The 22830-nt window shown below is 68.9% G+C and carries 20 protein-coding genes; 14 read left to right on the top strand and 6 right to left on the bottom strand.

The features are described 5' to 3' along the window. The first annotated feature begins 55 nt into the window (after positions 1 to 55). A complete protein-coding gene (gene glmM, locus ACIHFB_RS35605) occupies positions 56 to 1414 on the top strand; it encodes a phosphoglucosamine mutase (protein WP_400129075.1) in 1359 nt (452 codons plus the stop codon). Between the two features lie 80 nt (positions 1415 to 1494). Here the strand turns inward: glmM and ACIHFB_RS35600 are convergent, their stop codons facing one another. After that, positions 1495 to 2433, bottom strand: coding sequence for a DUF389 domain-containing protein (locus ACIHFB_RS35600; RefSeq protein WP_400129074.1), 939 nt, complete (start codon positions 2431 to 2433; stop codon positions 1495 to 1497). 16 nt (positions 2434 to 2449) lie between these two features. Further along, on the bottom strand, positions 2450 to 3427 hold the full coding sequence (gene coaA / locus ACIHFB_RS35595) for a type I pantothenate kinase (RefSeq protein WP_365281046.1): 978 nt from the start codon (positions 3425 to 3427) through the stop codon (positions 2450 to 2452). A 182-nt stretch (positions 3428 to 3609) separates the two neighbouring features. On the opposite strand from coaA, the gene ACIHFB_RS35590 reads away from it, so the two are divergent. Beyond that, positions 3610 to 4620: an ATP-binding cassette domain-containing protein gene (locus ACIHFB_RS35590; RefSeq protein ID WP_365281043.1), complete on the top strand. Its 1011-nt coding sequence runs from the start codon at positions 3610 to 3612 to the stop codon at positions 4618 to 4620. Continuing rightward, on the top strand, positions 4617 to 5426 hold the full coding sequence (locus ACIHFB_RS35585; protein WP_365281040.1) for an ABC transporter permease: 810 nt from the start codon (positions 4617 to 4619) through the stop codon (positions 5424 to 5426). The genes ACIHFB_RS35590 and ACIHFB_RS35585 overlap by 4 nt, the downstream gene beginning before the upstream one ends. A gap of 324 nt (positions 5427 to 5750) precedes the next feature. Here the strand turns inward: ACIHFB_RS35585 and ACIHFB_RS35580 are convergent, their stop codons facing one another. Both ACIHFB_RS35580 and ACIHFB_RS35575 read right to left on the bottom strand, forming a co-directional pair. After that, entirely contained in the window at positions 5751 to 6173 is a 423-nt protein-coding gene (locus ACIHFB_RS35580) for a hypothetical protein (protein ID WP_365281037.1), read from the bottom strand. Then, on the bottom strand, positions 6166 to 10572 hold the full coding sequence (locus tag ACIHFB_RS35575) for a ricin-type beta-trefoil lectin domain protein (protein ID WP_365281648.1): 4407 nt from the start codon (positions 10570 to 10572) through the stop codon (positions 6166 to 6168). Before ACIHFB_RS35575 ends, ACIHFB_RS35580 begins: the two co-directional genes overlap by 8 nt. A 654-nt stretch (positions 10573 to 11226) precedes the next feature. On the opposite strand from ACIHFB_RS35575, the gene glmS reads away from it, so the two are divergent. After that, on the top strand, positions 11227 to 13074 hold the full coding sequence (glmS, locus tag ACIHFB_RS35570; RefSeq protein WP_365281035.1) for a glutamine--fructose-6-phosphate transaminase (isomerizing): 1848 nt from the start codon (positions 11227 to 11229) through the stop codon (positions 13072 to 13074). Here glmS and ACIHFB_RS35565 read toward each other — a convergent pair. Together ACIHFB_RS35565 and ACIHFB_RS35560 are read right to left on the bottom strand one after the other, a co-directional pair. Next, positions 13035 to 13262 (bottom strand): DUF397 domain-containing protein, encoded by a 228-nt coding sequence (locus tag ACIHFB_RS35565; RefSeq protein ID WP_365281033.1) that lies wholly within the window; start codon positions 13260 to 13262, stop codon positions 13035 to 13037. The genes glmS and ACIHFB_RS35565 overlap by 40 nt on opposite strands. A 10-nt stretch (positions 13263 to 13272) precedes the next feature. After that, complete coding sequence (locus ACIHFB_RS35560; protein WP_365281030.1) at positions 13273 to 14127, bottom strand: helix-turn-helix transcriptional regulator; 855 nt, start codon at positions 14125 to 14127, stop codon at positions 13273 to 13275. 199 nt (positions 14128 to 14326) lie between these two features. Here ACIHFB_RS35560 and ACIHFB_RS35555 point away from each other — a divergent pair, with 199 nt between their 5' ends. The 10 genes from ACIHFB_RS35555 (at position 14327) to tsaE (ending at position 22782) form a co-directional block, all read left to right on the top strand. Beyond that, positions 14327 to 14737 (top strand): ATP-binding protein, encoded by a 411-nt coding sequence (locus ACIHFB_RS35555; RefSeq protein WP_365281028.1) that lies wholly within the window; start codon positions 14327 to 14329, stop codon positions 14735 to 14737. A gap of 80 nt (positions 14738 to 14817) precedes the next feature. After that, positions 14818 to 15738, top strand: a complete 921-nt coding sequence (locus ACIHFB_RS35550) for a hypothetical protein (RefSeq protein ID WP_400129073.1) — start codon at positions 14818 to 14820, stop codon at positions 15736 to 15738. A 3-nt stretch (positions 15739 to 15741) separates the two neighbouring features. Next, positions 15742 to 16188: a hypothetical protein gene (locus ACIHFB_RS35545; protein ID WP_400129072.1), complete on the top strand. Its 447-nt coding sequence runs from the start codon at positions 15742 to 15744 to the stop codon at positions 16186 to 16188. Between the two features lie 9 nt (positions 16189 to 16197). Further along, entirely contained in the window at positions 16198 to 16569 is a 372-nt protein-coding gene (locus ACIHFB_RS35540; RefSeq protein WP_365281022.1) for a holo-ACP synthase, read from the top strand. Between the two features lie 155 nt (positions 16570 to 16724). Continuing rightward, a complete protein-coding gene (locus tag ACIHFB_RS35535) occupies positions 16725 to 17471 on the top strand; it encodes a L,D-transpeptidase family protein (RefSeq protein ID WP_400129071.1) in 747 nt (248 codons plus the stop codon). 24 nt (positions 17472 to 17495) lie between these two features. After that, positions 17496 to 18926, top strand: a complete 1431-nt coding sequence (locus tag ACIHFB_RS35530; protein WP_400129070.1) for an NAD(P)H-hydrate dehydratase — start codon at positions 17496 to 17498, stop codon at positions 18924 to 18926. Positions 18927 to 19080: 154 nt separating this feature from the next. Beyond that, positions 19081 to 19719: a M23 family metallopeptidase gene (locus ACIHFB_RS35525; protein WP_400129069.1), complete on the top strand. Its 639-nt coding sequence runs from the start codon at positions 19081 to 19083 to the stop codon at positions 19717 to 19719. Between the two features lie 76 nt (positions 19720 to 19795). After that, complete coding sequence (alr, locus tag ACIHFB_RS35520) at positions 19796 to 20971, top strand: alanine racemase (RefSeq protein ID WP_400129068.1); 1176 nt, start codon at positions 19796 to 19798, stop codon at positions 20969 to 20971. Positions 20972 to 21050: 79 nt separating this feature from the next. Then, positions 21051 to 22295: an alpha/beta hydrolase gene (locus ACIHFB_RS35515; protein ID WP_365281009.1), complete on the top strand. Its 1245-nt coding sequence runs from the start codon at positions 21051 to 21053 to the stop codon at positions 22293 to 22295. Continuing rightward, positions 22267 to 22782 (top strand): tRNA (adenosine(37)-N6)-threonylcarbamoyltransferase complex ATPase subunit type 1 TsaE, encoded by a 516-nt coding sequence (gene tsaE / locus ACIHFB_RS35510; protein WP_400129067.1) that lies wholly within the window; start codon positions 22267 to 22269, stop codon positions 22780 to 22782. Before ACIHFB_RS35515 ends, tsaE begins: the two co-directional genes overlap by 29 nt. Positions 22783 to 22830 lie beyond the last annotated feature (48 nt).

The raw sequence follows: 22830 nt of genomic DNA, 5'->3' as shown, positions 1-22830 counted from the left end.
TTAGAGGGCTTCAAGCTTGAGCCCCTTCCGGGAACTGTGAACGTATGGAGGACAAGTGGGACGACTCTTCGGCACGGACGGCGTGCGCGGTGTCGCCAACGCGGATCTGACGGCCGAGATGGCGCTCGGCCTCTCCGTCGCCGCGGCGCACGTACTGGCCGAGGCCGGCACGTTCGAGGGGCACCGGCCGACCGCCGTGGTCGGCCGTGACCCGCGCGCGTCCGGGGAGTTCCTGGAGGCCGCCGTGGTCGCAGGCCTGGCCAGCGCGGGTGTGGACGTCCTGCGCGTCGGTGTGCTGCCGACGCCCGCGGTCGCCCACCTCACCGGCGCGCTCGGCGCGGATCTCGGCGTGATGCTCTCCGCCAGCCACAACGCCATGCCCGACAACGGCATCAAGTTCTTCGCCCGCGGCGGCCACAAGCTCGCCGACGAGCTGGAGGACCGTATTGAGTCCGTCTACGAGGAGCACCGCACCGGCGCTCCCTGGGACCGGCCCACGGGTGCGGGTGTCGGGCGGGTGCGCACGTACGAGGAAGGGGCCGACCAGTACGTCGCCCACCTCCTCTCCGCACTGCCGAACCGCCTCGACGGGCTGAAGATCGTCCTCGACGAGGCGCACGGTGCTGCCGCGCGGGTGTCGCCCGAGGCGTTCACGCAGGCCGGCGCCGAAGTGATCACCATCGGCGCCGAGCCGGACGGGCTCAACATCAACGACGGCTGCGGCTCCACGCATCTGGACCTCTTGAAGGCCGCCGTCATCGAGCACGGGGCCGCCCTCGGTATCGCCCACGACGGTGACGCCGACCGCTGCCTGGCCGTCGACCACGCCGGTGAGGAGGTTGACGGCGACCAGATCCTGGCCGTACTCGCGCTTGCGATGCGGGAGCGTTCCGCACTGCGCTCCCACACCGTTGTCGCGACGGTCATGTCGAACCTGGGCTTCAAACTGGCCCTGGAACGCGAGGGGCTGACGCTCATTCAGACCGCCGTCGGCGACCGGTACGTGCTGGAGGAGATGAAGCAGCACGGATACGCCCTCGGTGGCGAGCAGTCCGGGCATGTCATCATCCTCGATCACGCCACGACCGGTGACGGCACGCTGACCGGCTTGTTGTTGGCGGCCGAGGTTGCCCGCACGGGTCGTACGCTCAAGGATCTTGCGTCCGTGATGGAGCGGCTGCCGCAGGTTCTGATCAATGTGCCGGATGTCGACAGGTCCCGGGTTGGGAACTCGGCCGAGCTTGCCGTTGCCGTTGCTGAGGCGGAGCGGGAGTTGGGGGCGACTGGGCGCGTGTTGCTGCGGCCGTCCGGTACCGAGCCGTTGGTTCGGGTGATGGTCGAGGCTGCGGACATCGAACAGGCTCGGTCTGTGGCCGGGCGGCTTGCGGATGCTGTGAAGTCGGCGTTGGGTTGAATTGCCGGGTAGGGGTGGGGGGTTCTGGGTCGTTGCGGGCTGCGGGTTTGCTGTGGCTTGTCGAGCAGTTCCCCGCGCCCCTAAAGGGCGTTGTTGCTCCGGCGTTGTGTTGTCCACAGCCACTTCTGGGCCAGGAGCGTGAGGGTGCCGGCGAGGATGATTCCCAGCAGGTTCAGCAGGAGTTGCTCTGTGGAGCCCCAGGTTTGCTTGGTGTCGCCGTAGCTGAGGGCGACCGCTGCGTTGGCTGCTGCCGGGACCGTTGTCACGGAGATGGCGACGCCCACCAGGGCGCCCGACTTGGACGAGGTCAGGGAGAGGGTGCCGGCGATGCCGGCCAGGACCGCCACGATGAAGGAGAACTCGTCGGGGGCGTAGACGAAGGCTGTGTTGGGGCGGTCGCCCTCCAGGTCGGACTTGTGGAACAGGTCGAGCCAGTCCATGAAAAGGCTGAAACCGACCGTCACCGCCATCGCCACCGCGAAGCCGACCAGCAGCGCGATCAGGGAGCGCATGGCCAGGCGTGGATGGCGTTGGACGATCGCCGTGCAGAAGCCCGCCAGCGGGCCGAACTCCGGGCCGACCGCCATCGCGCCCACGATCAGGATCGCGTTGTCCAGGACCACGCCGCAGGCCGCGATCATCGTGGCGAGCGTGATGAAGGCGACGTACGTGATCGACAGCGTCGACTCCTCGTGCGTCGCGTCCGCGAGGTGCTCCCACAGGACCGCGTCCGCGCCCTCGCCGGGTGCCTCGTCCTCGGCCTTGTCGGCGCGCTTGGAGAGTGACAGGTCGATGTTCTCGACGGCGATCGAGCCGCTCTTGTCGAGGTCCAACTGTCGCAGCGCACCGATGAGTTCGTCGCCCGCCTCGCGCGCGACGTCGCACATCACGACGTCCCCCGCGGGGTTGCGGGCGGCACCCGGCATCACCACGAGGTGCGTGGTGCCGACCGTCCTCTCGATCAGTAGGACCACGTCGTCGGTCTTCTCGGCCGGGGTGATCAGGCGCAGGTGCAGCATGGCGGCAGCGTAACGGTCACAGCTTGCGCAGGCTCAGCCGCTGCACCTTGTGGTCCGGGCCCTTGCGGATGATCAGGGTGGCGCGGCCCCGGGTGGGGGCCACGTTCTCGATGAGGTTCGGCCTGTTGATCGTGCGCCAGGTGGTGCGGGCGTAGTCGAGGGCCTCCTCCTCGGAGACCTGGGTGTACTTGCGGAAGTACGAGGACGGGTTCTGGAAGGCGGTGTCGCGGAGTTTGCGGAACCGGTTCAGATACCAGCGCTCGATGTCCTCGGGGCGGGCGTCGACGTACACGCTGAAGTCGAAGTAGTCGGCGAGACCGACCCTGGTGCGGCCGTCCTTGCCGGGGAGGGCGGGCTGGAGGACGTTCAGGCCCTCGACGATCAGGATGTCCGGGCGGCGGACGGTGAGCTTCCGGCCCGGGACGATGTCGTAGATGAGGTGGGAGTAGACGGGCGCCGTGACCTCGTCCTTGCCCGCCTTGATGTCGGCGACGAAGCGGGTGAGGGCGCGGCGGTCGTACGACTCGGGGAAGCCTTTCCGCGACATCAGGCCGCGGTCCTGAAGCTCCTTGGTGGGCAGGAGGAAACCGTCCGTCGTCACCAGCTCGACGCGCGGATGCTCGGGCCAGCGGGAGAGCAGCGCCTGGAGGAGGCGGGCGACCGTGGACTTTCCTACGGCGACGGAGCCGGCGACGCCTATGACGAATGGGGTGCCGGACTGGGAGCCCTTTTCGCCGGTGTCGCCGAGGAACGTGTTCAGGGCGTTTCTGAGGCCGTCGGTGGCGCCGATGTAGAGGTTGAGGAGCCGGGACAGCGGGAGGTAGATGTCCCGCACCTCGTCGAGGTCGATGACATCGCCGAGGCCGCGCAGCTTCTCGACCTCCTCGGCGGTGAGCGGGAGCGGCGTCTTGTTGCGCAACGCGCTCCACTCCGTGCGGGTGAGGTCGACGTAGGGAGTCGCCTCCGGCCTGTGCCGGTGGGCGCTCCGGGGCATCGAGGAGACCGGAGAGATCACAGTCCATTGTTACGGGCGTACGAACGGATGGCGGGGTGGGGTCCGTCACGTGGCCGCTTTTCGGTACGAACCCGTGCAAGGCAGGGAATGTCAGTGGCGTGCGTCACAGTTGTGGGAAGGGTGGGCCCAGGCCGGGGTCCACGAACCCCGAGGGGTGACCCATGACGTATGCGATCGAGGCGGAAGGCCTGGTCAAGCGGTTCAAGGAGACCGAGGCGCTGGCCGGGGTCGATCTGGGGGCCCGCAAGGGCTCGGTGCTCGGGCTGCTGGGTCCCAACGGCGCGGGGAAGACGACGGCCGTGCGGATCTTCGCGACCCTGCTGCGCCCTGACGCCGGCCGGGCTCATGTGGCCGGTCACGACGTGGTCCGGGAGGCCGGGGTCGTCCGCGCCCTGGTCGGGCTGACCGGGCAGTACGCGGCGGTGGACGAGAACCTGACCGGCACCGAGAATCTGCTGCTCATCGGCCGCCTGCTCGGTATGCCGCGGCGCGAGGCCAAGGCGAGGGCGGGTGAGCTGCTGGAGCGCTTTCAGCTGACGGACGCGGCCGGACGGGCCGTGAAGACGTTCTCCGGGGGTATGCGCAGGCGGCTGGACCTGGCGGCCAGTCTCGTGGGCCGGCCCAGCATCCTCTTCCTGGACGAGCCGACCACGGGCCTCGACCCGCACAGCCGCGGTGAGCTCTGGGACCTGCTGCGCGGCCTGGTCGCGGACGGCGCGACCGCCCTGCTGACCACGCAGTATCTGAACGAGGCCGATGTACTCGCCGACGACATAGTGGTGATCGACAAGGGCCGGGTGATCGCCGAGGGCACGCCGGACCAGCTGAAGTCGCAGGTCGGCGGCCAGGTGCTGCAACTGCGGCCGGTGCTGGCGCAGGACCTTGCGCGGGCGCATCTTCTGGTCGCCGAGGCGGCCGGTCCGCAGACGCAGATCGAGGGCGGGACGGTGACGGCCCCGGTGAAGGACCCCGCGCTGATGCCGGCCGTGGTGCGCACGCTCGACCGTGAGGGCATCGCGGTGCGCGAGCTGGCGCTGCGCCGCTCCTCGCTCGACGAGGTGTTCCTGGCCCTGACCGGCCACCGCGCCGAGCCCGGCGAGCCGGAGGGCAACGGCGGGGCGGCCGTACGGGACTCCGACAGCGGGTTGGAGAAGGCGGTGAGCCGGTCATGACCGCGACCACTGTCACGGCCCCGATCACCAAGTCGGGCCGGGTGCCGCCACTGGCCGGGTTGCAGCAGACGTTCACGATGGCCTGGCGGAGCCTGGTCGCGGTGAAGCACAACCCGCTCGAACTGGTCGACTACAGCATCACGCCGATCATGTTCGTGTTCCTCTTCACCTATGTACTGGGCGGGCAGATGGCCGGGTCGCCCGAGGCGTATCTGAAGTACGCGTTGCCCGGGATCATCGTGCAGAACACCCTGTTCATGACCATGTACACGGCGATGGCACTCAACACCGACCTCACCAAGGGCGTCTTCGACCGCCTGCGCAGCCTGCCGATAGCCCGCTCCGCCCCGCTCATCGGTCGGATCACCGCGGATCTGGCCAAGCACGTGTGGGCGATGCTGCTGATGATCGGCCTCGGCGTGGCCCTCGGCTTCCGTATCACCGGCGGGCTGGACGGCTTCCTGCTCGGGGCGCTGCTGCTGGTGGTGTTCGCGGCGGCGGTGTCCTGGAGCGCGGTCCTGATCGGAATGCTCGCCGGCGACGCCGAGAAGGTCCAGGCGTTCGCCTTCACCATCATCTTCCCGATCACCTTCACCAGCAGTGCCTTCGTCATGGTGGACACCATGCCGGGGTGGCTGCAGGCGTGGAGCGACGTCAATCCGGTGACGCATCTGTCCGACGCGTTCCGGGGGTTGCTGCTGGGTGGGGCGGTGGCGGAGCCGGTGTTGTGGTCGTTGGTCTGGGCGGCGGGGATTGCGGTGGTGTTTTATCCGTTGGCTATGCGGGCTTATCGGGCGAAGGCGTGAGCACTTCGTCGAGGCGGGGCCTGGACCCGGCCGAGGGTGGTCGCTCGCGGGGGGAGGCTCGCAGGCCTCGCTGCCCGAGAACCTGCGAGCCCAGGTTGGGTCACTGCTTCGCGAGCCAAGGCGAAAGGATGGCAGAAAACTCTTCGTCAGAAATTGTCGTACCTCCCCAGCGGAAGCGCTGCCACGCTTGAGCGCGCTGCAGTACGGGCAATGGAATGTTGAAAGCAAGGCGGATGGCAGCAACCGCACGATGCCTCCGTATGGAATCAGGCCCCGCCGAAGCCGGCACAGCTCGGCTTTGGCGGGGCCTGGCAAGCGGGTGGATCAGGGTCGGAAACCCTTCACGTGGACCATGCTCCCGTGCCCGTGTCTGTCTGGTTCTTCGACCTCGAATCCTGCTGAGGTGAGAATCCCCAGAAGAGCAGCCTGCATGTGATTGAGAACCGCTTTGTGGTGGCGGACGACCGGAGGCGGGTTCGAGTAGTCGATCCCTTGCGCGAAGAGATCGAGAGCGGCATCCCTCAGCTCCGCTTCCGTGCTCCAGTCGACGTACACCCCACCTTCGATGAAGGGCGCCACGTGCACGTCCACGCCAGGCCGACTGCGCGGACCGCCGCCGAGGTCGCCCCGGTACACAGGAAGACCGGCACGTTGCAGTTCGCGACACACCCGCTCGGCCAGCGCCTGGCGCTCCTCGATGACCTCCGGCGGGGCTTTCGGGGGCAGGTCGAATTCGGGTTCAGGCATGGGTTCCTCGTTCCTCGCCCTGCTGATTGGTCCGTGCAGCGCGTGCTGCACGCCTCCCGTCGGCCTGCCTGACGTATCTGTCCAGCAGTTCCCTCGCCGCGTCCGCAAAGTCAGGGTGGTAAGGCACTGAATAGGTGACTGGTGTGCCCGGTTTGAGGTTATCGGTCAACTCGTCGGCACATTTGGGGCAGGGTTGTCGCTCAGTGTACAGAGCCTTGATGTCCTCGGGCTTGAATCCCTTTTCCTTCAGCTTCGCCAGAATCGTTGTCTCCGAGTGGCCGTTGAAGCCGCTGCTGGCGACTATGAAGTCACCGGTCTTGGGGTCGTTCCATCCCGGTACCTTCGCGACAGCGACGTTGTGATCCCCCTCGTAGAACCCGGAATCCTTCCTGAACTGGTAGGCCAACCGGCTCAACTCGTCGCTGTTGTAGCGGATCAACGCCATGGCGCATCCCTCGGCGGCCATGACCGCTTGTGAGGCCATGGGCGTGCGGCCGGCCTTGATACAGGTCTTGACGATTCCGTCGAGCCCCTTGATCCCGACCGCGAGAACGACGTCGTCGGCCAGGCCGAGAGAACGCAGGGCCTTGTAGGCGTCGGCGAAACCGATGCCGGTTCGTGCGGCGGCGTCCACCGCCCTGACCGCGTCCGCGATGGGCCTGAGGATCTTGCCCGCGAACAAGGACGCGACGTCCACGGCTGCCCAGGCGCATCCGCCCCAACTGCCTCCCGCGCCGCCCGGGGTGAGCTTCTGGGCGCACTTGATCCAGCTGCCGAAGAGGATGTCGATCGGGTCGATGTTCTTCTGGTACTCGGCGATCGTGATGTTGTGCGTGACCTCGGTGGAGAGTTCCTTGGTCGGGTGCTGGCCCAGGTAGACCGTCGCGCCGGAGGGACACGTGAACTTCGACGGATCCAGGTCTTGTGCGGTGCACAGGTATAGGTCGAGGACCGCTTTGAACCGGATCTTCGCGGTGATCGTGCAGTCGCCCTTGTAGAAGAGCTTGTCGATCCAGCCGTCGCAGCCGTCCGTCTTCTTTACGGTCTCCGGATCGCCGATCTTCTCGACATGGTCGACGACATAGAACATGTTGCCGATGGCGGCACCGTTCTCATCAACGACGGTTCCGGTGTCGATCTGCTCCCCGTTGGCCTGCCGCTCGGCCCTGTCTGCTGCCTCCTGGGCTTCCTTGGCGTACCTCTCGGCGTCCTTCGCCGCCTGTTCGGCCTCGGTGGCGGCGGCGTCAGCCCGGTTGGCTGCGGCGCGGGCGTCCTTGGCGGCCTGTTCGGCTTCCGAGGCGGCCGTGCGGGCGGCTTCGGCGTCCAGGGCCGCCTGGTCGGCGCTGTCGCGGGCTTCGATGGCGTAGCCCTCGGCTCGGCCTGCTGCCTTGTCGGCCGCGGCCGCGTCTTCCGTGGCCTGGCGGTCGTACTCGACCGTGCGGGCCAAGGACGCTGCCGCCTTGGAGGCGGCCGTCGCGGCATCCGCCGCGTAGCCGAGGGCCTCCTTGGCGTAGCCGCGGGCGGTCGCCGCGTGCGCGGCGGCGTTCGCTGCGTGTACGTAGGCCTGCTTCGCGTCGCCCTGTGCCTGCTCGGCGAGGGACTTGGCGGCGGCGGCCTCAGCCTGCGCGTTCTTGGCGTGCGCGTCGGCGACGGCCTTCTGCTGCTCGGCGATCGACTTCGACGCCTGCCCGGTCAGCACGACCAGGGAGGCCGCCGAGTCGGCGTCGACGTACTGCGAGCCGATCTGGATCGCGTCGTTGGCCGGCTGGGCGACCTGTGCGGCAGCGGCGTGCGCGTCGGCCGCCGCCTGCGCGGTGACGTACGCGAACCCGGCGGCCTTCGCTGAGGCGGCGAGAGCCTTGGCCGCCTCCTTCCCGGCCGCGTCCCCTTGGCTCTTGGCGGTCCTGGCCTGTTTCTCGGCCTCGGCGGCCAGGGCGACCGCCGCCTTCGCCTCCGACGCGGCGTGCTCGGCGGCGTCGATGGCGTCCGCCACGGCGGCGGTCGCGGTCTTCACCGCGGCGTCGGCCTTCAGCTTCGCCGCCTGTGCGCCATCGGCGTGCGCGCGGGCCCGCTTGGCGGCGGCCTCCGCCTGGGTGGCCGCGGCATCGGCTTCCGCTGCCGCCCGCGTAGCCGCGTCCGCCTCGGATCGGGCCCGGGCAGCGGCAGCTTCTGCGTCGTCGGCGTGTCTGTCGGCGTCGTTCGCCGCCGCGCGCGCCGCGTCCGCGGCCTCGCCCGCTTCGAGGGAATCGGCGTACGCCCCCTTCGCGTCCGCCTTGGCGCGGGCGGCGTCGGCCTTCTGTTCGGCCTCCCAGGCGCCGTCCCGTTTGGCCATGGCGTTGTCGCGGGCCGTGACGGCGGCGTCCCTCTGTTCCACCGCGGTGGTCTCGGACGCTTCGGCCTTGCTCTTGGCGTCCTTCGCCTTCGTCGCCTCGGCCTCGGCGTTCTTCTTGTGTTGTGCGGCCTCGGCCTGCCTGGCGGCGGCAGTTGCCTTCTCCGCCTTGGCCGTCTTCTCCTCGGCCTCCGCCGCAAGCCGCTTGGCGTGGGCATCGGCGGCGGCTGCCTTGGCGTCGCCCTCCGCCTTCAGGGCCACGGCGAGTTTGGCCTCCGCGGTCTCCTTGTCCTTCTTGGCGTTGTCGCGGTGCACCTTTGCCGCGTCGGCCGCGGCCTTGGCCTGCGCCTCGGCCACAGCTGCGGCGGCCTTGCGGAACTCGGCCTTCGACTGCGCCGCCTGAGCCAGTGCGCGCTGCGTGATCGTCTGGCTGTCCCCGGCGGAGGCCCGGGTGGCGGCCTCGGCGGTCTCAGCGGCCTTCACCAAGGCCTCCAGGCCAGCCACTGCACCCTTCGTGACCTGGGCCTTCTGCTGGCCGACCAGCAGACCTCGGCCACGCGGGGCGCCGTTCGTGTCCGCGATCCGGTACGCGGCCTGCTCGGCGGTGTCGTTCGCGGTGGCGGCCTTCTGCGCCAGCGCCAACTGCGCCTTGACGGCGTCGAGTTGCTTCTTCGCCTGGGTCCGGGCCGCGGTGATGCCCGCCTTGGCCTTGTCGAACTGGGCCTTGTCCGGGTAGTCAAGGCCCTCCGCACCCTCGTGTCCCTTGGGGACGATCCGGAACTTCTGCGGGTTGGTGCCGTTGCACGTCCACAGCCACGAGTCCTGGCCGTTGTCGTACGTGTGCAGATCCAGGCACTTGTCCGTGGCCACGTTGCGCAGTTCGCCCGCCGCGCGGACGTCGAAGTCCCACTGCTGGGCCTTGCTGCCGTTGCACGCCCAGATCTGGATCTTCGTACCGTTGGCGTTGTTGCTGCTCTGCACGTCAAGGCACTTTTGCGCGTTGAGGTTGTACAGGGCGTAGCCGTCGCCGTATCCGTGGAGCTGCCACTGCTGCGCGGCGGTGTTGTTGCAGGTGTAGAGCTGTACGGGAGTGCCGTTGTCCTTCTTCCCCCCGGCGACGTCGAGGCACTTGCCCTGGGCCGCCTCGACCTGGATGACCGCCGGGGAATCGCCGATCCAGCCGATGCCTCCAGGTGACCAATACTCCTGCCAGCGGGCCAGGTGGTCGGCGATCCACGACTGGCCGAGCAGATCGGCCATCGACTCGGCGCCCTTGGTCAGCGCTGTCGTGGCGTCGCGGTTGGCGTTGAGGATCTGGTTGCGCTGAGCGGCCTGGGAGGCGATCTCCTGCTGCCACTCCTGCGCGGCGGTGTCCGCCACGTCGCGCAGGGCCTTGTTCGGGTCGATCGGGTCCCGCCAGGCGCAGGACGCGAACCGGGTCTTCATGTCCTCGACGGCGATGCGGTACTCGGCCGTCCCCGGCTGGGGGGCGGTGCGAGGGAAGCCGCCGGAGGCCAGGAAGAGGCGGGCGTCATCCGCGCCGTCGCCGTGGAAGGTGTCGAACAGCGCCTCGAACGCCTGGTGTTCGTAGTACCTCCGATCCCAGTCGTCCTGCGGGTTCGACGGGTCAGGCTTGGGGTCCGGACCGTAGAGCGGAGTGCCGAGCTCCTGGACGGCCTTGGCGGTCTTGTCGTCGGCCTCCGGGGTCGGGTCGTAGAAGTTGAACTTCTCATTCCAGTCGGGAAGGCCGCCGGCCCACTTGCCCAGACCGGTCTGGTCGTAGAAGTCGTCGCCTTCGTGGACGCCGGGCACCCACTGGAACCCGGTGACGGTGAACCCACCCGGGGTCTCCAGGCCGTCGAGGGGCTTCTCCCATGCGTCCCTGCGGGCGTGAAGGCGCTCCCATGTGGCCTTCCAGTCTGCCCTGTCCTTTTCGTGGGCCCGGCGCAGCGGTCCGTCGAGCGCGCCGTCCAGAGTGGCCAGCTCGCGCAGCTTCTGCGGAGTCTGGTTGAGAGCGTCCTGGGCGAAGCCGTACATGCCCGGGGCGCCCAGGCGCACCGCGTCGGACATCAGGCACTGGTCGAACCGCAGTTGTTCGTCGGCGGTGGTCTCGTACCAGTCGTCCGGCCGGTCGCTGGAGCGAGCCGTACTTGTCCCCGCGGGGAGCCCTGCGAGTTCGGGCCGTACGACGAGAGTGGCCAGGACCGCGAACGCACCCAGGAGAAGGGTGATACGGGCCAGGAGTCTGCGTCTTCCCGATGGTGGTGACGGGAAGACCGGTGGTCTGGAACGCAAGTGCGCATCCCTTCGTGAAAGGGGAACACCTGGGTCCGCTTCGGCGTCAGGAAGGGCATGACGACGCACCCCCTCATACCCCCCGTGGCGACACCGTTCCCCCGGTCGCTGATTGACGTGCGCGAAGACGGACTGGTCAGGATCCGGCAGACGCGCCGGGTCACCATAGGCAGGGCTTGAGCTTCGAACAAAGGGGCGTTTTTTGGGATGTCGTTCGGAGTTGGCGCGAAATCGCCTGCCAGTGGAGGGTGTCGCGAAGTGCGGGATTCCCTCACATCCAAGGCGCTTCTGTGTGGTTTCTGTGTGAAGGCGGCATGGAGTGATGGTGTGCCCTGGTTGAGGATGGCCGGTTTTCGACTTCGGGTGGAAGTTCCGATATCGGGCACGGAGTGCCGTGATCGGGAGGGCGTCGGCCTTTAGGCTGCGGCCATGTGCGGAATCGTGGGATACGTGGGGTCGCAGTCGGCGCTTGATGTGGTGATGGCCGGGCTGAAGCGGCTGGAGTACCGGGGGTACGACTCGGCGGGGGTTGCGGTGCTCGCGGACGGGGGGATGGCCGCCGCGAAGAAGGCCGGGAAGCTGGTCAATCTGGAGAAGGAGCTGGTCGACCGGCCGTTGCCGACCGGGACGACGGGCATCGGGCACACCCGGTGGGCCACGCACGGCGGGCCGACCGATGCGAACGCGCATCCGCACCTCGACAACGCCGGTCGGGTCGCCGTCGTGCACAACGGGATCATCGAGAACTTCGCTTGTCTGCGGGCCGAGTTGGAGGAGCGAGGACACGATCTCGCCTCCGAGACCGACACCGAGGTCGTCGCGCATCTGCTCGCCGAGGAGTTCTCGGTGACCGCCGATCTTGCGGAGGCGATGCGGCTGGTGTGCCGGCGGCTGGAGGGGGCGTTCACGCTGGTCGCGGTGCATGCGGACGAGCCGGATGTGGTGGTGGGGGCGCGGCGGAACTCGCCGCTCGTGGTGGGCGTCGGGGAGGGCGAGGCCTTTCTCGCCTCGGATGTCGCCGCGTTCATCGCCCATACGCGCTCGGCGATCGAGCTGGGGCAGGACCAGGTCGTGGAGTTGCGGCGTGATGGGGTGACCGTCACCGGGTTCGACGGGCGTCCGGCGGATGTGCGGTCCTATCGCGTCGACTGGGACGCCGCCGCCGCGGAAAAGGGCGGCTATGACTACTTCATGCTCAAGGAGATCGCCGAACAGCCCAAGGCCGTCGCCGATACGTTGCTCGGGCGCATCGATGCCGGCGGCTCGCTGACGCTCGACGAGGTTCGTATCAGCGCTTCCGAGCTGCGGGAAATCGACAAGGTCGTGATTGTCGCGTGCGGTACGGCCTTTCACGCCGGGTTGATCGCCAAGTACGCCATCGAGCACTGGACGCGGATCCCGTGCGAGGTGGAGCTGGCGAGTGAATTCCGGTACCGGGATCCCATTCTGGATCAGCAGAGTCTGGTGATCGCCATTTCGCAGTCCGGCGAGACCATGGACACGCTCATGGCCCTACGGCATGCGAGGGAACAGGGCTCGAAGGTCCTGGCGATCTGCAACACCAACGGCTCGACGATTCCGCGTGAGTCGGATGCGGTGCTCTATACGCATGCCGGGCCTGAGGTTGCGGTTGCTTCCACCAAGGCGTTTCTGACGCAGTTGGTGGCCTGCTATCTCGTCGCGCTGTATCTGGGGCAGGTGCGGGGCACCAAGTGGGGTGACGAGATCGGGGCCGTGATCCGGGATCTGTCGCACATCGGTCGTGACGTCGAGCGGGTCCTGGAGACCATGGAGCCGGTGCGGGCGCTGGCGAGGAGCCTCGCTCACAAGAACACGGTGCTCTTTCTTGGGCGGCATGTGGGGTATCCGGTTGCGCTGGAGGGGGCGTTGAAGCTCAAGGAGCTGGCGTACATGCACGCCGAGGGGTTTGCGGCGGGGGAGTTGAAGCATGGGCCGATCGCGTTGATCGAAGAGGATCTGCCGGTGGTCGTGGTCGTGCCTTCGCCTCGGGGGCGGTCCGTGTTGCACGACAAGATCGTGTCCAACATCCAGGAGATCCGGGCGCGGGGGGCGCGGACGATCGTGATCGCGGAGGAGGGGGACGAGGCGGTCGTGCCGTATGCGGATCACCTGATCTGGATTCCGGCGACTCCGACCCTGCTTCAGCCCATGGTGGCCACGGTGCCGCTTCAGGTCTTTGCGTGTGAGTTGGCCACTGCCCGGGGCAACGAGGTGGATCAGCCTCGGAACCTGGCGAAGTCGGTGACGGTGGAGTAGGCGTCCTCGTCCTTCACGCCGTCGAGGAAGGCTGCGAAGGCTCCGGCCGGGAAGGTGAGGGTTGCCCTGGCCGGGGTTTTCGTGTCGCGGACGGCGATGTGAGTGGGGGAGTGCGCTATCTCTACGCAGGAGTTGCCGTCTCCGGCACCGGAGTAGGACGACTTGCGCCAATCGTCGAGGGTGTTCATGAGGAGTGCCTCACAGCTCTTTGGCCAGCCTGTGGATGAGGTCGCGCGACCGCTCGGGTTCGAGTGACGCCGCTTCTACCCTACGGAAGAGCGTTCGAAGGACGCCCAGCTGGGCTTCCGAGTCGATGAAGGCCGCGGCGTGAGGCGAGTCGCGTACGGCGGTGTCCAACCTGGGTACAGCGCCGCCCGCCAGCATCATGGCCGTCCAGGATCCACCGAAGCCGTCCAGGTCGAAGGGGATGACCCGCAAAGTGACGTGGTCCGCCTCGGACAGTTCGAGGAGGGTAGCGAGCTGGGCCCGGGACGCGGCACGGTCTCCGACGCGGATACGCAACGCCGCTTCGTGGATGACCGCTTCATACGGTGTGGGGTCGGGGCCTTCGAGGATTGCCTTGCGCTGCATGCGGTGGCGTACGCGCAACTCCCGCTCATGGTTTGGGAGTTCCGGAATTCGGTCGGAGAAGATCGAGCGGGCGTAGTCCTCCGTCTGGAGCGGGCCGGGGATGTACAGGAACTGGATCTCTCGTAGGGACGTGGCGTGATGCTCCAGCTCCGCCAGGTCGAGGAAGGGGGAGGGCAGCGCCCCTCGGAATTCCTCCCACCAGCCTTTGGTTCGGTTGGTTGCCATGTCCGCCAGCGCCGAGATCAGCGCCTCATCCGTGCAGGCGTAGTTCGCCGCTAGGCGGCGCAGGCGCTCCTCGCTCACGCCGGTGAGGCCGGACTCGATGTGGTTGATCTGAGAGGAACTCGCCCCGAGCGATGCTGCCGCCTCTCGGCCGGTGAGGCCTGCTGCATCGCGAAGCCTGCGCAGTTCGATGCCAAGGCGCAGCTGACGTGCTGTTGGTTCGCGCCTCAACCCCGCCATGGACTGCTCCCCGGTTCAACGCGCCTGTGAGCGCGACTCGTTCTGGGGCAGATTACGCGATCGACTTGCTGGACGTATAAATTGAGGTCTACCGTCGGTGACGCGATGCACACACTGCGGAAGCGCACCGCTTCGCCCTGCCGTGACGGCTGCGGCACTGCCACCGCACAACTCCCCACCATCCGAACGGAGTTCACCCATGCCCGAAACCGAACCCTGGGAGTACACGCTCTACATCCCGAACGACGTCCGAGCCGTCACCGTCAGCCGCCGCACCCTCCGGCTGATCCTCACCATCCACGGCCTCATCTGCCTCGTCGACACCGCCGAACTCCTCGCGACCGAGCTGGTCGCCAACGCCGTACGGCACACGAAAGGGCCCGCCGCTCTGCGGGTGCGCTGGTCGGCGGGCGTGCTGCGGATCGGGGCGTGGGATGCGGATCCCGAGCCGCCTGAGCCGCCGGGGGAGTTGGAAAGGCTCGGGGAGGTTGAAGAGGGACGGGGGCTGGCCCTCGTACGGGCCTGCGCCGATGTGTGGGGCTGGCAGCCGCTGACCAGGGACGGCAACCGGGGCAAGTACGTGTGGTGCGAGCTGACTTCGGCGGCGTGAACGTTTTCTCGCCGCTCGAAAGAGTGAACGTATCCCAATCATCTGGATCTTCAGTCCATCACGGCATCAAGGTTGCGCACATGGTCACATCAGCTCACGAGGGCATGCACCGCATCTTCCAGGAGCGGCCCGAGATCCTGGCTCCCGTCTTCGGGGTGCTGGGTGTCCCGTTATCCGCGAAGGCGACCGTGGACGCCGTCACGACGGACGTGACGGAGGCCCGGCCGCTGGAACGTCGCGTGGACACCGTGTTGCGCGTCGGTCCGTCCGACGGCGAGGACTTCCTGCTTGCTGTTGAGGCGCAGTCGGGCAAGGTCCCGAGCAAGGAGGCCAGTTGGGCGTATTACATCGCCTACCTCCAGGCGAAGTTCGGCCTGCCCGTCTTGCTGCTCGTGGTCTGTCAGGACAGGGCCACGGCCAAATGGGCGGCAGGTCCCTTCGACTGCGGCGCGCGCGGATGGACGGCTCTGCGGACGTATCCGCTGGTCGCCGGGCCGGACAACCTGCCGGTGATCACCGATGCCAGGACCGCGGCGAAGAACCTCGCACTGGCTGCGTTCTCTGCCTTGGCTCACGCCCGCAGCTCTGAGTGTGGCGACATACTGGAAGCCATCAGCAGCGCCCTTCTGGAGATCCAACAAACCGATCCTGACAGCGCCGAGTACGTCTTTGACTTCCTGGACGTCACCCTGGGTAAGACTCCAGCCGGAGAGAAATGGATGGAAATCATGTCGACGTTCGTCAGCTACTTCCCCGGCCGGGGGACACTCCGCGAGACGTTGTACCTGAAAGGCCAGGCTGAAGACCGCTCCGCGATGATTCTGCGCGTGCTGGAGAAGCGCGGCATCAGCGTCCCCAAGGACACACAGGAGCGCGTCACCGCGTGCACTGACCTCGACACCCTCACCCTCTGGTTCGACCGTTCCCTGACGGCCACAGCGGCTGGGGACCTGTTTGTCGAGGACCCGGAGATTCCCGGGACCAGTCCTGAACAGGCGTGAGCCTTGACCGACCTGCAAGGCAATCAGCGGAGCCTGAGCCCGGAGCTGCAAGAGGAAGTCTCAGGCATCGCCATGTCGCTCATGGCGGCCGTGGTCATAGGGCTCCCGATCGACCAGGCCAGGGCCGAACTCGACGGAAGGTACAAGGAGATCCTCAAGCGGAAGGACCTGTCTCCTTGGGAGATCGCGTATCTGCGGGGCAAGGTCGAGAGGTGGCCGCCGGGATACGCCGAGGAGTGGGCCCGCGGGTACACCGAAGGCCTGGCCAAAAGTGAAGCCAAGGGGATCCTGTCTGTGCTGGAGGTGCGTGGCATCCCCGTACCGGACGGAGTGCGGGAACGCATCACCACCTGCACCGACCTCGACACCCTCACCCTCTGGTTCGACCGTTCCCTGACGGCCACAGCGGCCGAGGACCTGTTCGCCGAACGGTCCCCCGGCGGATCGTAAAGTGCCCGCATGAGCATCATCGGCGTCGGGATCGACGTTGCCGAGATCGAGCGGTTCGAGGCTTCGCTGAAGCGGACGCCGGGGCTGGCCGAACGGCTGTTTCTGGAGAGTGAGTTGTTGTTGCCCAGCGGGGAGCGGCGCGGTGTCGCCTCGCTCGCGGCGCGGTTCGCGGCGAAGGAGGCGGTGGCCAAGGCGCTGGGCGCGCCGGGCGGGCTGCACTGGACGGACGCGGAGGTGTACGTCGAGGACAGCGGGCAGCCGCGGCTGCGGGTGACGGGGACGGTGGCGGCGCGGGCGGCGGAGCTGGGCGTGCGGTCCTGGCATGTGTCGCTGAGCCATGACGCGGGGGTGGCCTCGGCTGTCGTCGTCGCTGAGGCGTAGCCGAGGCATGGCTGAGGCATCGCAGCGTACGGGTGATTCTCACCGCGCGGCTCCCCGGCGCAGTCGGCCCTCCACGCTTATGTGAGCCCATGTTCAGTGGACGTCTTGTGTGTCGGAGTGCCGCGGTTCTGCTGGCCGTTGCCGCCGTCTTCCCCGTGGGGAGCGCCTCCGCCGAACCCGTGCCGGCCGCCTCCGCCGCCGATGCCGAGGCCGAGGCGGTGTCGTCGGGGGAGCCGTACAGTGACGGGCCGGTCGAATCCGCGGAAGAGATGCGTGTGCGCGTCGAGGATCTTCCCCTCTTCAGCCGCGTCGAGCCGGCCGACTGCAGCGAGGAGACCGGGCCCTATCAGCGACAGGTCGAGCAGGCGCTGAAGCTGAAGGTGGACGGGAAGCAGTCCCCGAGCGACTGCAAGGTCATCCAGGCGTTTCAGGAGAAGCACGGGCTGGAGCCCGACGGGATCGCCGGGCCCATCACCTGGTCGCGGACGCAGCTCGTCGCCGCGGGGAAGAAGCCCAATGCCGCGAAGAAGTGCCCGGTGCGGACATATCGCGTCACGTGTGTCGATCTCAACCGGCAGCTGACCTGGGTGCAGTGGGGGAAGGACGTCGTCTTCGGGCCTGTGCCGATGCGGACCGGGCGCGCCGGGTACGGGACGCGTACCGGGTGGCACGCGATCTACTGGCGGCACAAGGACCATGTGTCCACGCTCTACGACACCCCCATGCCGTACGCCCAGTTCTTCAGCGGCGGACAGGCCTTCCACGCCGTCTACGGCACGATCTACAACCCCCAGGGCTCCATGGGCTGCGTCACCCTGCGCGCCGAGGACGCCCGCAAGCTGTGGAGCGTGCTGAAGAAGGGCGACCGGGTGTACGTGTGGGGGCGCAAGCCCGGAAAGTAGCGGTTTCGAGAGAGACTCGACTCCATGCGTACTGCGTACAGCGTGGAGACGGTCAGGGCCGCCGAGCGGGAGCTGATGGCACGGCTGCCGGAGGGTGCGTTGATGCAGCGGGCGGCGGCCGGACTCGCCGCCGCCTGCGGGCAGTTGCTGGGGCGGGTGTACGGCAGCCGGGTGGTGCTGCTGATCGGCAGCGGGGACAACGGCGGCGACGCGCTGTATGCGGGGGCGAGGCTTGCCCGGCGTGGTGCGGGGGTTGCGGCGGTGCTGCTCTCGCCCGAGCGGACGCACGCCGGGGGACTTGAGGCCCTGCGCCGGGCGGGCGGTCGGGCCGTGAGCCCGGGTGACGCCGAGGAGTTGATCGGGACCGCCGACCTCGTCGTCGACGGCATCGTCGGGATCGGCGGCAAGGGCGGGCTGCGGGCGGACGCGGCGCCACTTGCCTCGCTGGTCGCGGACACCCGGGCCGCCGTGGTCGCCGTCGATCTGCCCAGCGGCGTCGAGGCCGACACCGGTGAGGTGCGGGGAGCCGCGATCCGGGCCGACCTGACGGTGACCTTCGGGACGCACAAGCCGGGGCTGCTCATCGATCCGGCGCGGGAGTACGCCGGGTCGGTGCGGCTCGTCGACATCGGCCTCGAACTGCCCGTCGAGGCCGAGTTGGAGGCCTTGCAGCACGCTGATGTGGCGGCGCTGCTGCCGGTGCCGGGCGGTGAGAGCGACAAGTACCGGCGGGGCGTCGTCGGGATCGCCGCCGGGTCCGGGCGGTATCCGGGAGCGGCGGTGCTGGCCGTGGCCGGGGCGCTGCGGGGCGGGGCCGGGGCCGTGCGGTACGTCGGTCCGGCCGGGGACGCGGTGATCTCCCGCTTCCCCGAGACGCTGGTGTCGGACAAGGGGCCCAAGCACGCGGGGCGGGTGCAGTCGTGGGTCGTGGGGCCCGGGGCCGGGGACGATGCGTCGGCGGTGCGGGAGGTGCTGGCGGCGGATGTGCCGGTGCTGGTGGACGCGGACGGGTTGCGGCTGGCGGATCCGGAAGCCGTACGTCGTCGTACCGCGCCGACCTTGATGACCCCCCATGCCGGGGAAGCGGCCGCACTGCTCGGGGTCTCGCGGGAGGAGGTCGAGGGGGCTCGGCTGTTCTTCGCGCGGGAGTTGGCGGGGCGGTATGCGGCGACGGTGTTGCTGAAGGGGTCGACGACGCTGGTTGCCGATTCCGGGGGCGGGGCGGTGCGGGTGAATCCGACGGGGACGGCCTGGTTGGCCACGGCGGGCAGTGGGGACGTGCTGTCCGGGCTGGCGGGGTCGCTGCTGGCTTCGGGGCTCTCGGCCGTCGACGCCGGGAGTGCGGCGGCGTATCTGCATGGGCTGGCGGGGCGGTTCGCGGCGGACGGGGCGCCGGTGGGGGCGCATGACGTAGCCGCGGCGATTCCTGGGGCGTGGCGGGATGTGTGCGAGTGACGGGGGCGTGGCGGGACGTGTGCGAGTGAGGGGCGTGGGCCGGTGCCTGTCGGGAGGCCGGTGCCGCCGCCGTACCGGGGGAAGAAACAGCCGTTGGGAGTAATCCCGGTCGGCGGCATGTGCGGGGCCGAAAAGGCGATGGTTCTCTGACGGCATGGATGAATCGGATATAGGCCGCGCTACGCGGCGTGAGGTGTTGGGAGGGGCGGCTGTCGTATTGGGGGGAGCCGTACTTGGGGTTCACGCCGGTGCTCCGGACGCTTCGGGCGAGGAATCCGGCGGGACGTGCAGCGGCGAATACGACGAGGAGTACGAGGGCCTGCTGGAGGCCGCCGAGGAACCCGAGGACTGGGTGGAGGAGGACGATGACCGCCTCCTCACGGGGGAGAAGTGGAGCCGGCCGATACGGCGCCGGAAAACGGTCACGAACCGCTACCGGGTGCGGGCGAATTCACTGACCGGGTATCACACCGGAATCGACCTCGGCGTACCGCAGGGAACCCCGGTCTACGCGGTGGGCTCCGGCGTTGTCGTCCTGGCCCGCTGGTCGGGGGCGTACGGCAAGGCCGTCACGGTGAAGATGCACGACTCCCGGTATGTCCTCTACGCCCACCTGTCGCGGATTTCCGTGGCGCGGGGCGCCAAGGTCCGGCCCGGCACCCGCATCGGCAGCGTCGGCAGCACCGGACATGCCACCGGGCCGCATCTGCACTTCGAGGTCCGCGCCCGCCGCGGGTACGGCTCGGACATCGACCCGGTGAAATATCTGGCCCGGCACGGTCTCCGTATCTGACCCGTGCGTTGCCGCGGCGGTGACCCGGCGGCCGGAGGACTCGACGCACGGACCCCTCTGCGACACTGGGGGCGCCATGACTGAGACTGCACCACCGCCGACCGCCCCGCTGCGTGCCCGCGCCGAGATCGACCTGGCCGCGCTACGGGCCAACGTGCGAACCCTGCGTGCCCTCGCACCTGGTGCGCAGCTCATGGCCGTGGTCAAGTCCGACGCCTACGGCCATGGCGCGCTGCCGTGCGCACGCGCCGCCGTCGAGGCGGGGGCGACCTGGCTGGGAACCGCCACTCCCGAGGAGGCCCTCGCGCTGCGGGCCGCCGGTCTCTCCGGGCGGATCATGTGCTGGCTGTGGACCCCCGGCGGGCCCTGGCGCGAGGCCATCGAGGCCGACCTCGATGTATCCGTCAGCGGGATGTGGGCTCTCGATGAGGTGACCGCTGCCGCTCAGCAGACGACGCCCCGAACGCCCGCCCGTGTCCAGCTCAAGGCCGACACCGGCCTCGGGCGGGGCGGCTGCCAGCCCGGCGACGACTGGGCCCAACTGGTCGGCGCGGCCCTGCGCGCCGAGCGGGACGGAATCATCCGCATCACCGGACTCTGGTCGCACTTCGCCTGCGCCGACGAGCCCGGGCATCCCTCCATCGACGCCCAGCTCACCCGTTTCCGGGAGATGGTGTCGTACGCGGAGGAGCAGGGCGTGCGGCCCGAGGTGCGGCACATCGCCAACTCGCCCGCGACCCTCACTCTCCCCGAGAGCCACTTCGACCTCGTCCGCACGGGGATCGCCGTCTACGGCATCTCGCCCAGCCCGGAGATCGGCGGCCCGGCCGACTTCGGACTGCGGCCGGTGATGACGCTGTCCGCGGCGGTCGCGTTGGTGAAGCACGTACCCGGGGGCCACGGCGTCAGTTACGGGCATCACTACACCACCCCCGGCGAGACGACCCTCGGCCTGGTGCCGGTGGGCTACGCGGACGGCATCCCGCGGCACGCCTCGGGAACCGGGCCGGTCATGATCGGCGGCAAGTGGCGTACGGTCGCCGGGCGGGTCGCGATGGATCAGTTCGTCGTGGATCTGGGCGGAGACGAGCCCCCGGCCGGGACCGAGGCGGTTCTCTTCGGGCCAGGCGACCGCGGTGAGCCCACCGCCGAGGACTGGGCGCAGGCCGCGGGCACCATCGCGTACGAAATCGTCACCCGCATCGGAACGCGCGTTCCTCGCGTCTATGTGAATGAGGAACAAGTGGGGTAGACGCCAGGAGGCGCACCACTGTCAGCAGCAGCCCATCAGGCGACCAGTAGTCCGGCAGTCCGGCGAAGAGGAGCGATTCGTGAGCGAGAGCAGCGCGGAGGTCGTAGCGAACGCCGCCTCGGCGGCCGTCGCCTCCGCCACGGGGGCGGCCGGGAACTGGCGCAGAGTGACCGGTATCGCGGGCGCCGCGATAGGTGTGGTCGCCGCGGGTGCGGCGGCCGGCGTCGCCATAGAACGAATGACGGTCGGGCGCGGGATGCGGCAGAAGGCCCGCCTCGCGCTGGACTCGGCGGGGCCGTACGGCGCGCTGCGCGGCATGCCCGGCAAGGCGGTCGCCGACGACGGCACCGAGCTGTACTACGAGGTCGACGACGTCGAATCCGAGGAGGGGCTCAGCCCGCGTCGCCGACGGCTGTTCGGCCGTAAGGCCCCGGCTCCCGTCACCGTCGTCTTCAGCCACGGCTACTGCCTCAGCCAGGACTCCTGGCACTTCCAGCGCGCGGCGCTGCGGGGTGTCGTACGGACGGTGCACTGGGACCAGCGCAGCCACGGCCGGTCCGCGCGCGGGGCGTCCCAGGTCGAGGACGGCATTCCGGTCAGCATCGACCAGCTGGGCCGCGATCTGAAGGCGGTCATCGACGCGGCCGTGCCCGAGGGGCCGATCGTGCTGGTCGGGCACTCCATGGGCGGGATGACCGTCATGGCGCTGGCCGCGCAGTTCCCGGAGCTGGTCCGTGACCGGGTCACCGCCGTCGCGCTGGTCGGTACGTCGTCGGGGAAGCTCGGCGAAGTCAACTTCGGGCTGCCCGTCGCGGGCGTCAACGCCGTACGTCGGGTGCTCCCCGGAGTGCTGAAAGCGCTGGGGCAGCAGGCGGCGCTGGTGGAGCGGGGACGGCGGGCCACCGCCGATCTGTTCGCCGGGATCATCAAGCGGTACTCGTTCGCGTCCCGGGACGTCGACCCGGCGGTCGCGCGGTTCGCCGAGCGGATGATCGAGGGCACGCCGATCGACGTGGTCGCCGAGTTCTACCCGGCCTTCGCCGACCACGACAAGACCGAGGCGCTCGCCCTGTTCGCGGATCTACCGGTGCTGGTGCTGGCCGGGGTCAAGGACCTCGTCACGCCCAGTGAGCACAGCGAGGCCATCGCCGACCTGCTGCCCGACGCCGAACTCGTCCTCGTCCCGGACGCCGGGCACCTGGTGATGCTGGAGCACCCGGAGGTGGTCACCGACCGTCTCGCGGACCTGCTCACCCGCGCGGGTGCCGTCCCGGCAGGGGCTACCGTAAGTGGCTATGGAAGCAGCACCGCACAACCCGGCTGAGCCGAGCAGCCAGCACCTCACCATCACCTCCCCCGACCAGATGAAGGAACTCGGCCGCCGCCTCGCCAAGCTGCTGCGCGCCGGTGACCTCGTGATGCTCAGCGGGGAGCTCGGCGCGGGCAAGACGACGCTGACCCGGGGGCTGGGAGAAGGGCTCGGGGTCCGGGGTGCCGTCACCTCGCCTACGTTCGTGATCGCGCGCGTGCATCCGTCGCTGGGGGACGGGCCGCCGCTGGTCCACGTCGACGCGTACCGCCTGGGCGGCGGCCTCGACGAGATGGAGGACCTCGACCTCGATGTCTCGCTGACCGACTCGGTGATCGTCGTGGAGTGGGGCGAGGGCAAGGTCGAGGAGCTGACCGACGACCGGTTGCAGGTCGTCATCCACCGGGCCGTCGGCGATACGACGGACGAGGTGCGGCATGTGACGCTGACCGGGCTGGGGGAGCGCTGGACGAGGGCCGACCTGAGCGTGCTGTCGGCGTGAGCGGCGGCGGACGTTCCGACAAGACGTCGGCAAGTTATTGCTTTCGGG

Source organism: Streptomyces sp. NPDC051963, from assembly GCF_044593495.1.
Taxonomy (GTDB): Bacteria; Actinomycetota; Actinomycetes; order Streptomycetales; family Streptomycetaceae; genus Streptomyces.
This window is presented reverse-complemented; position numbering and strand designations above follow the sequence as displayed.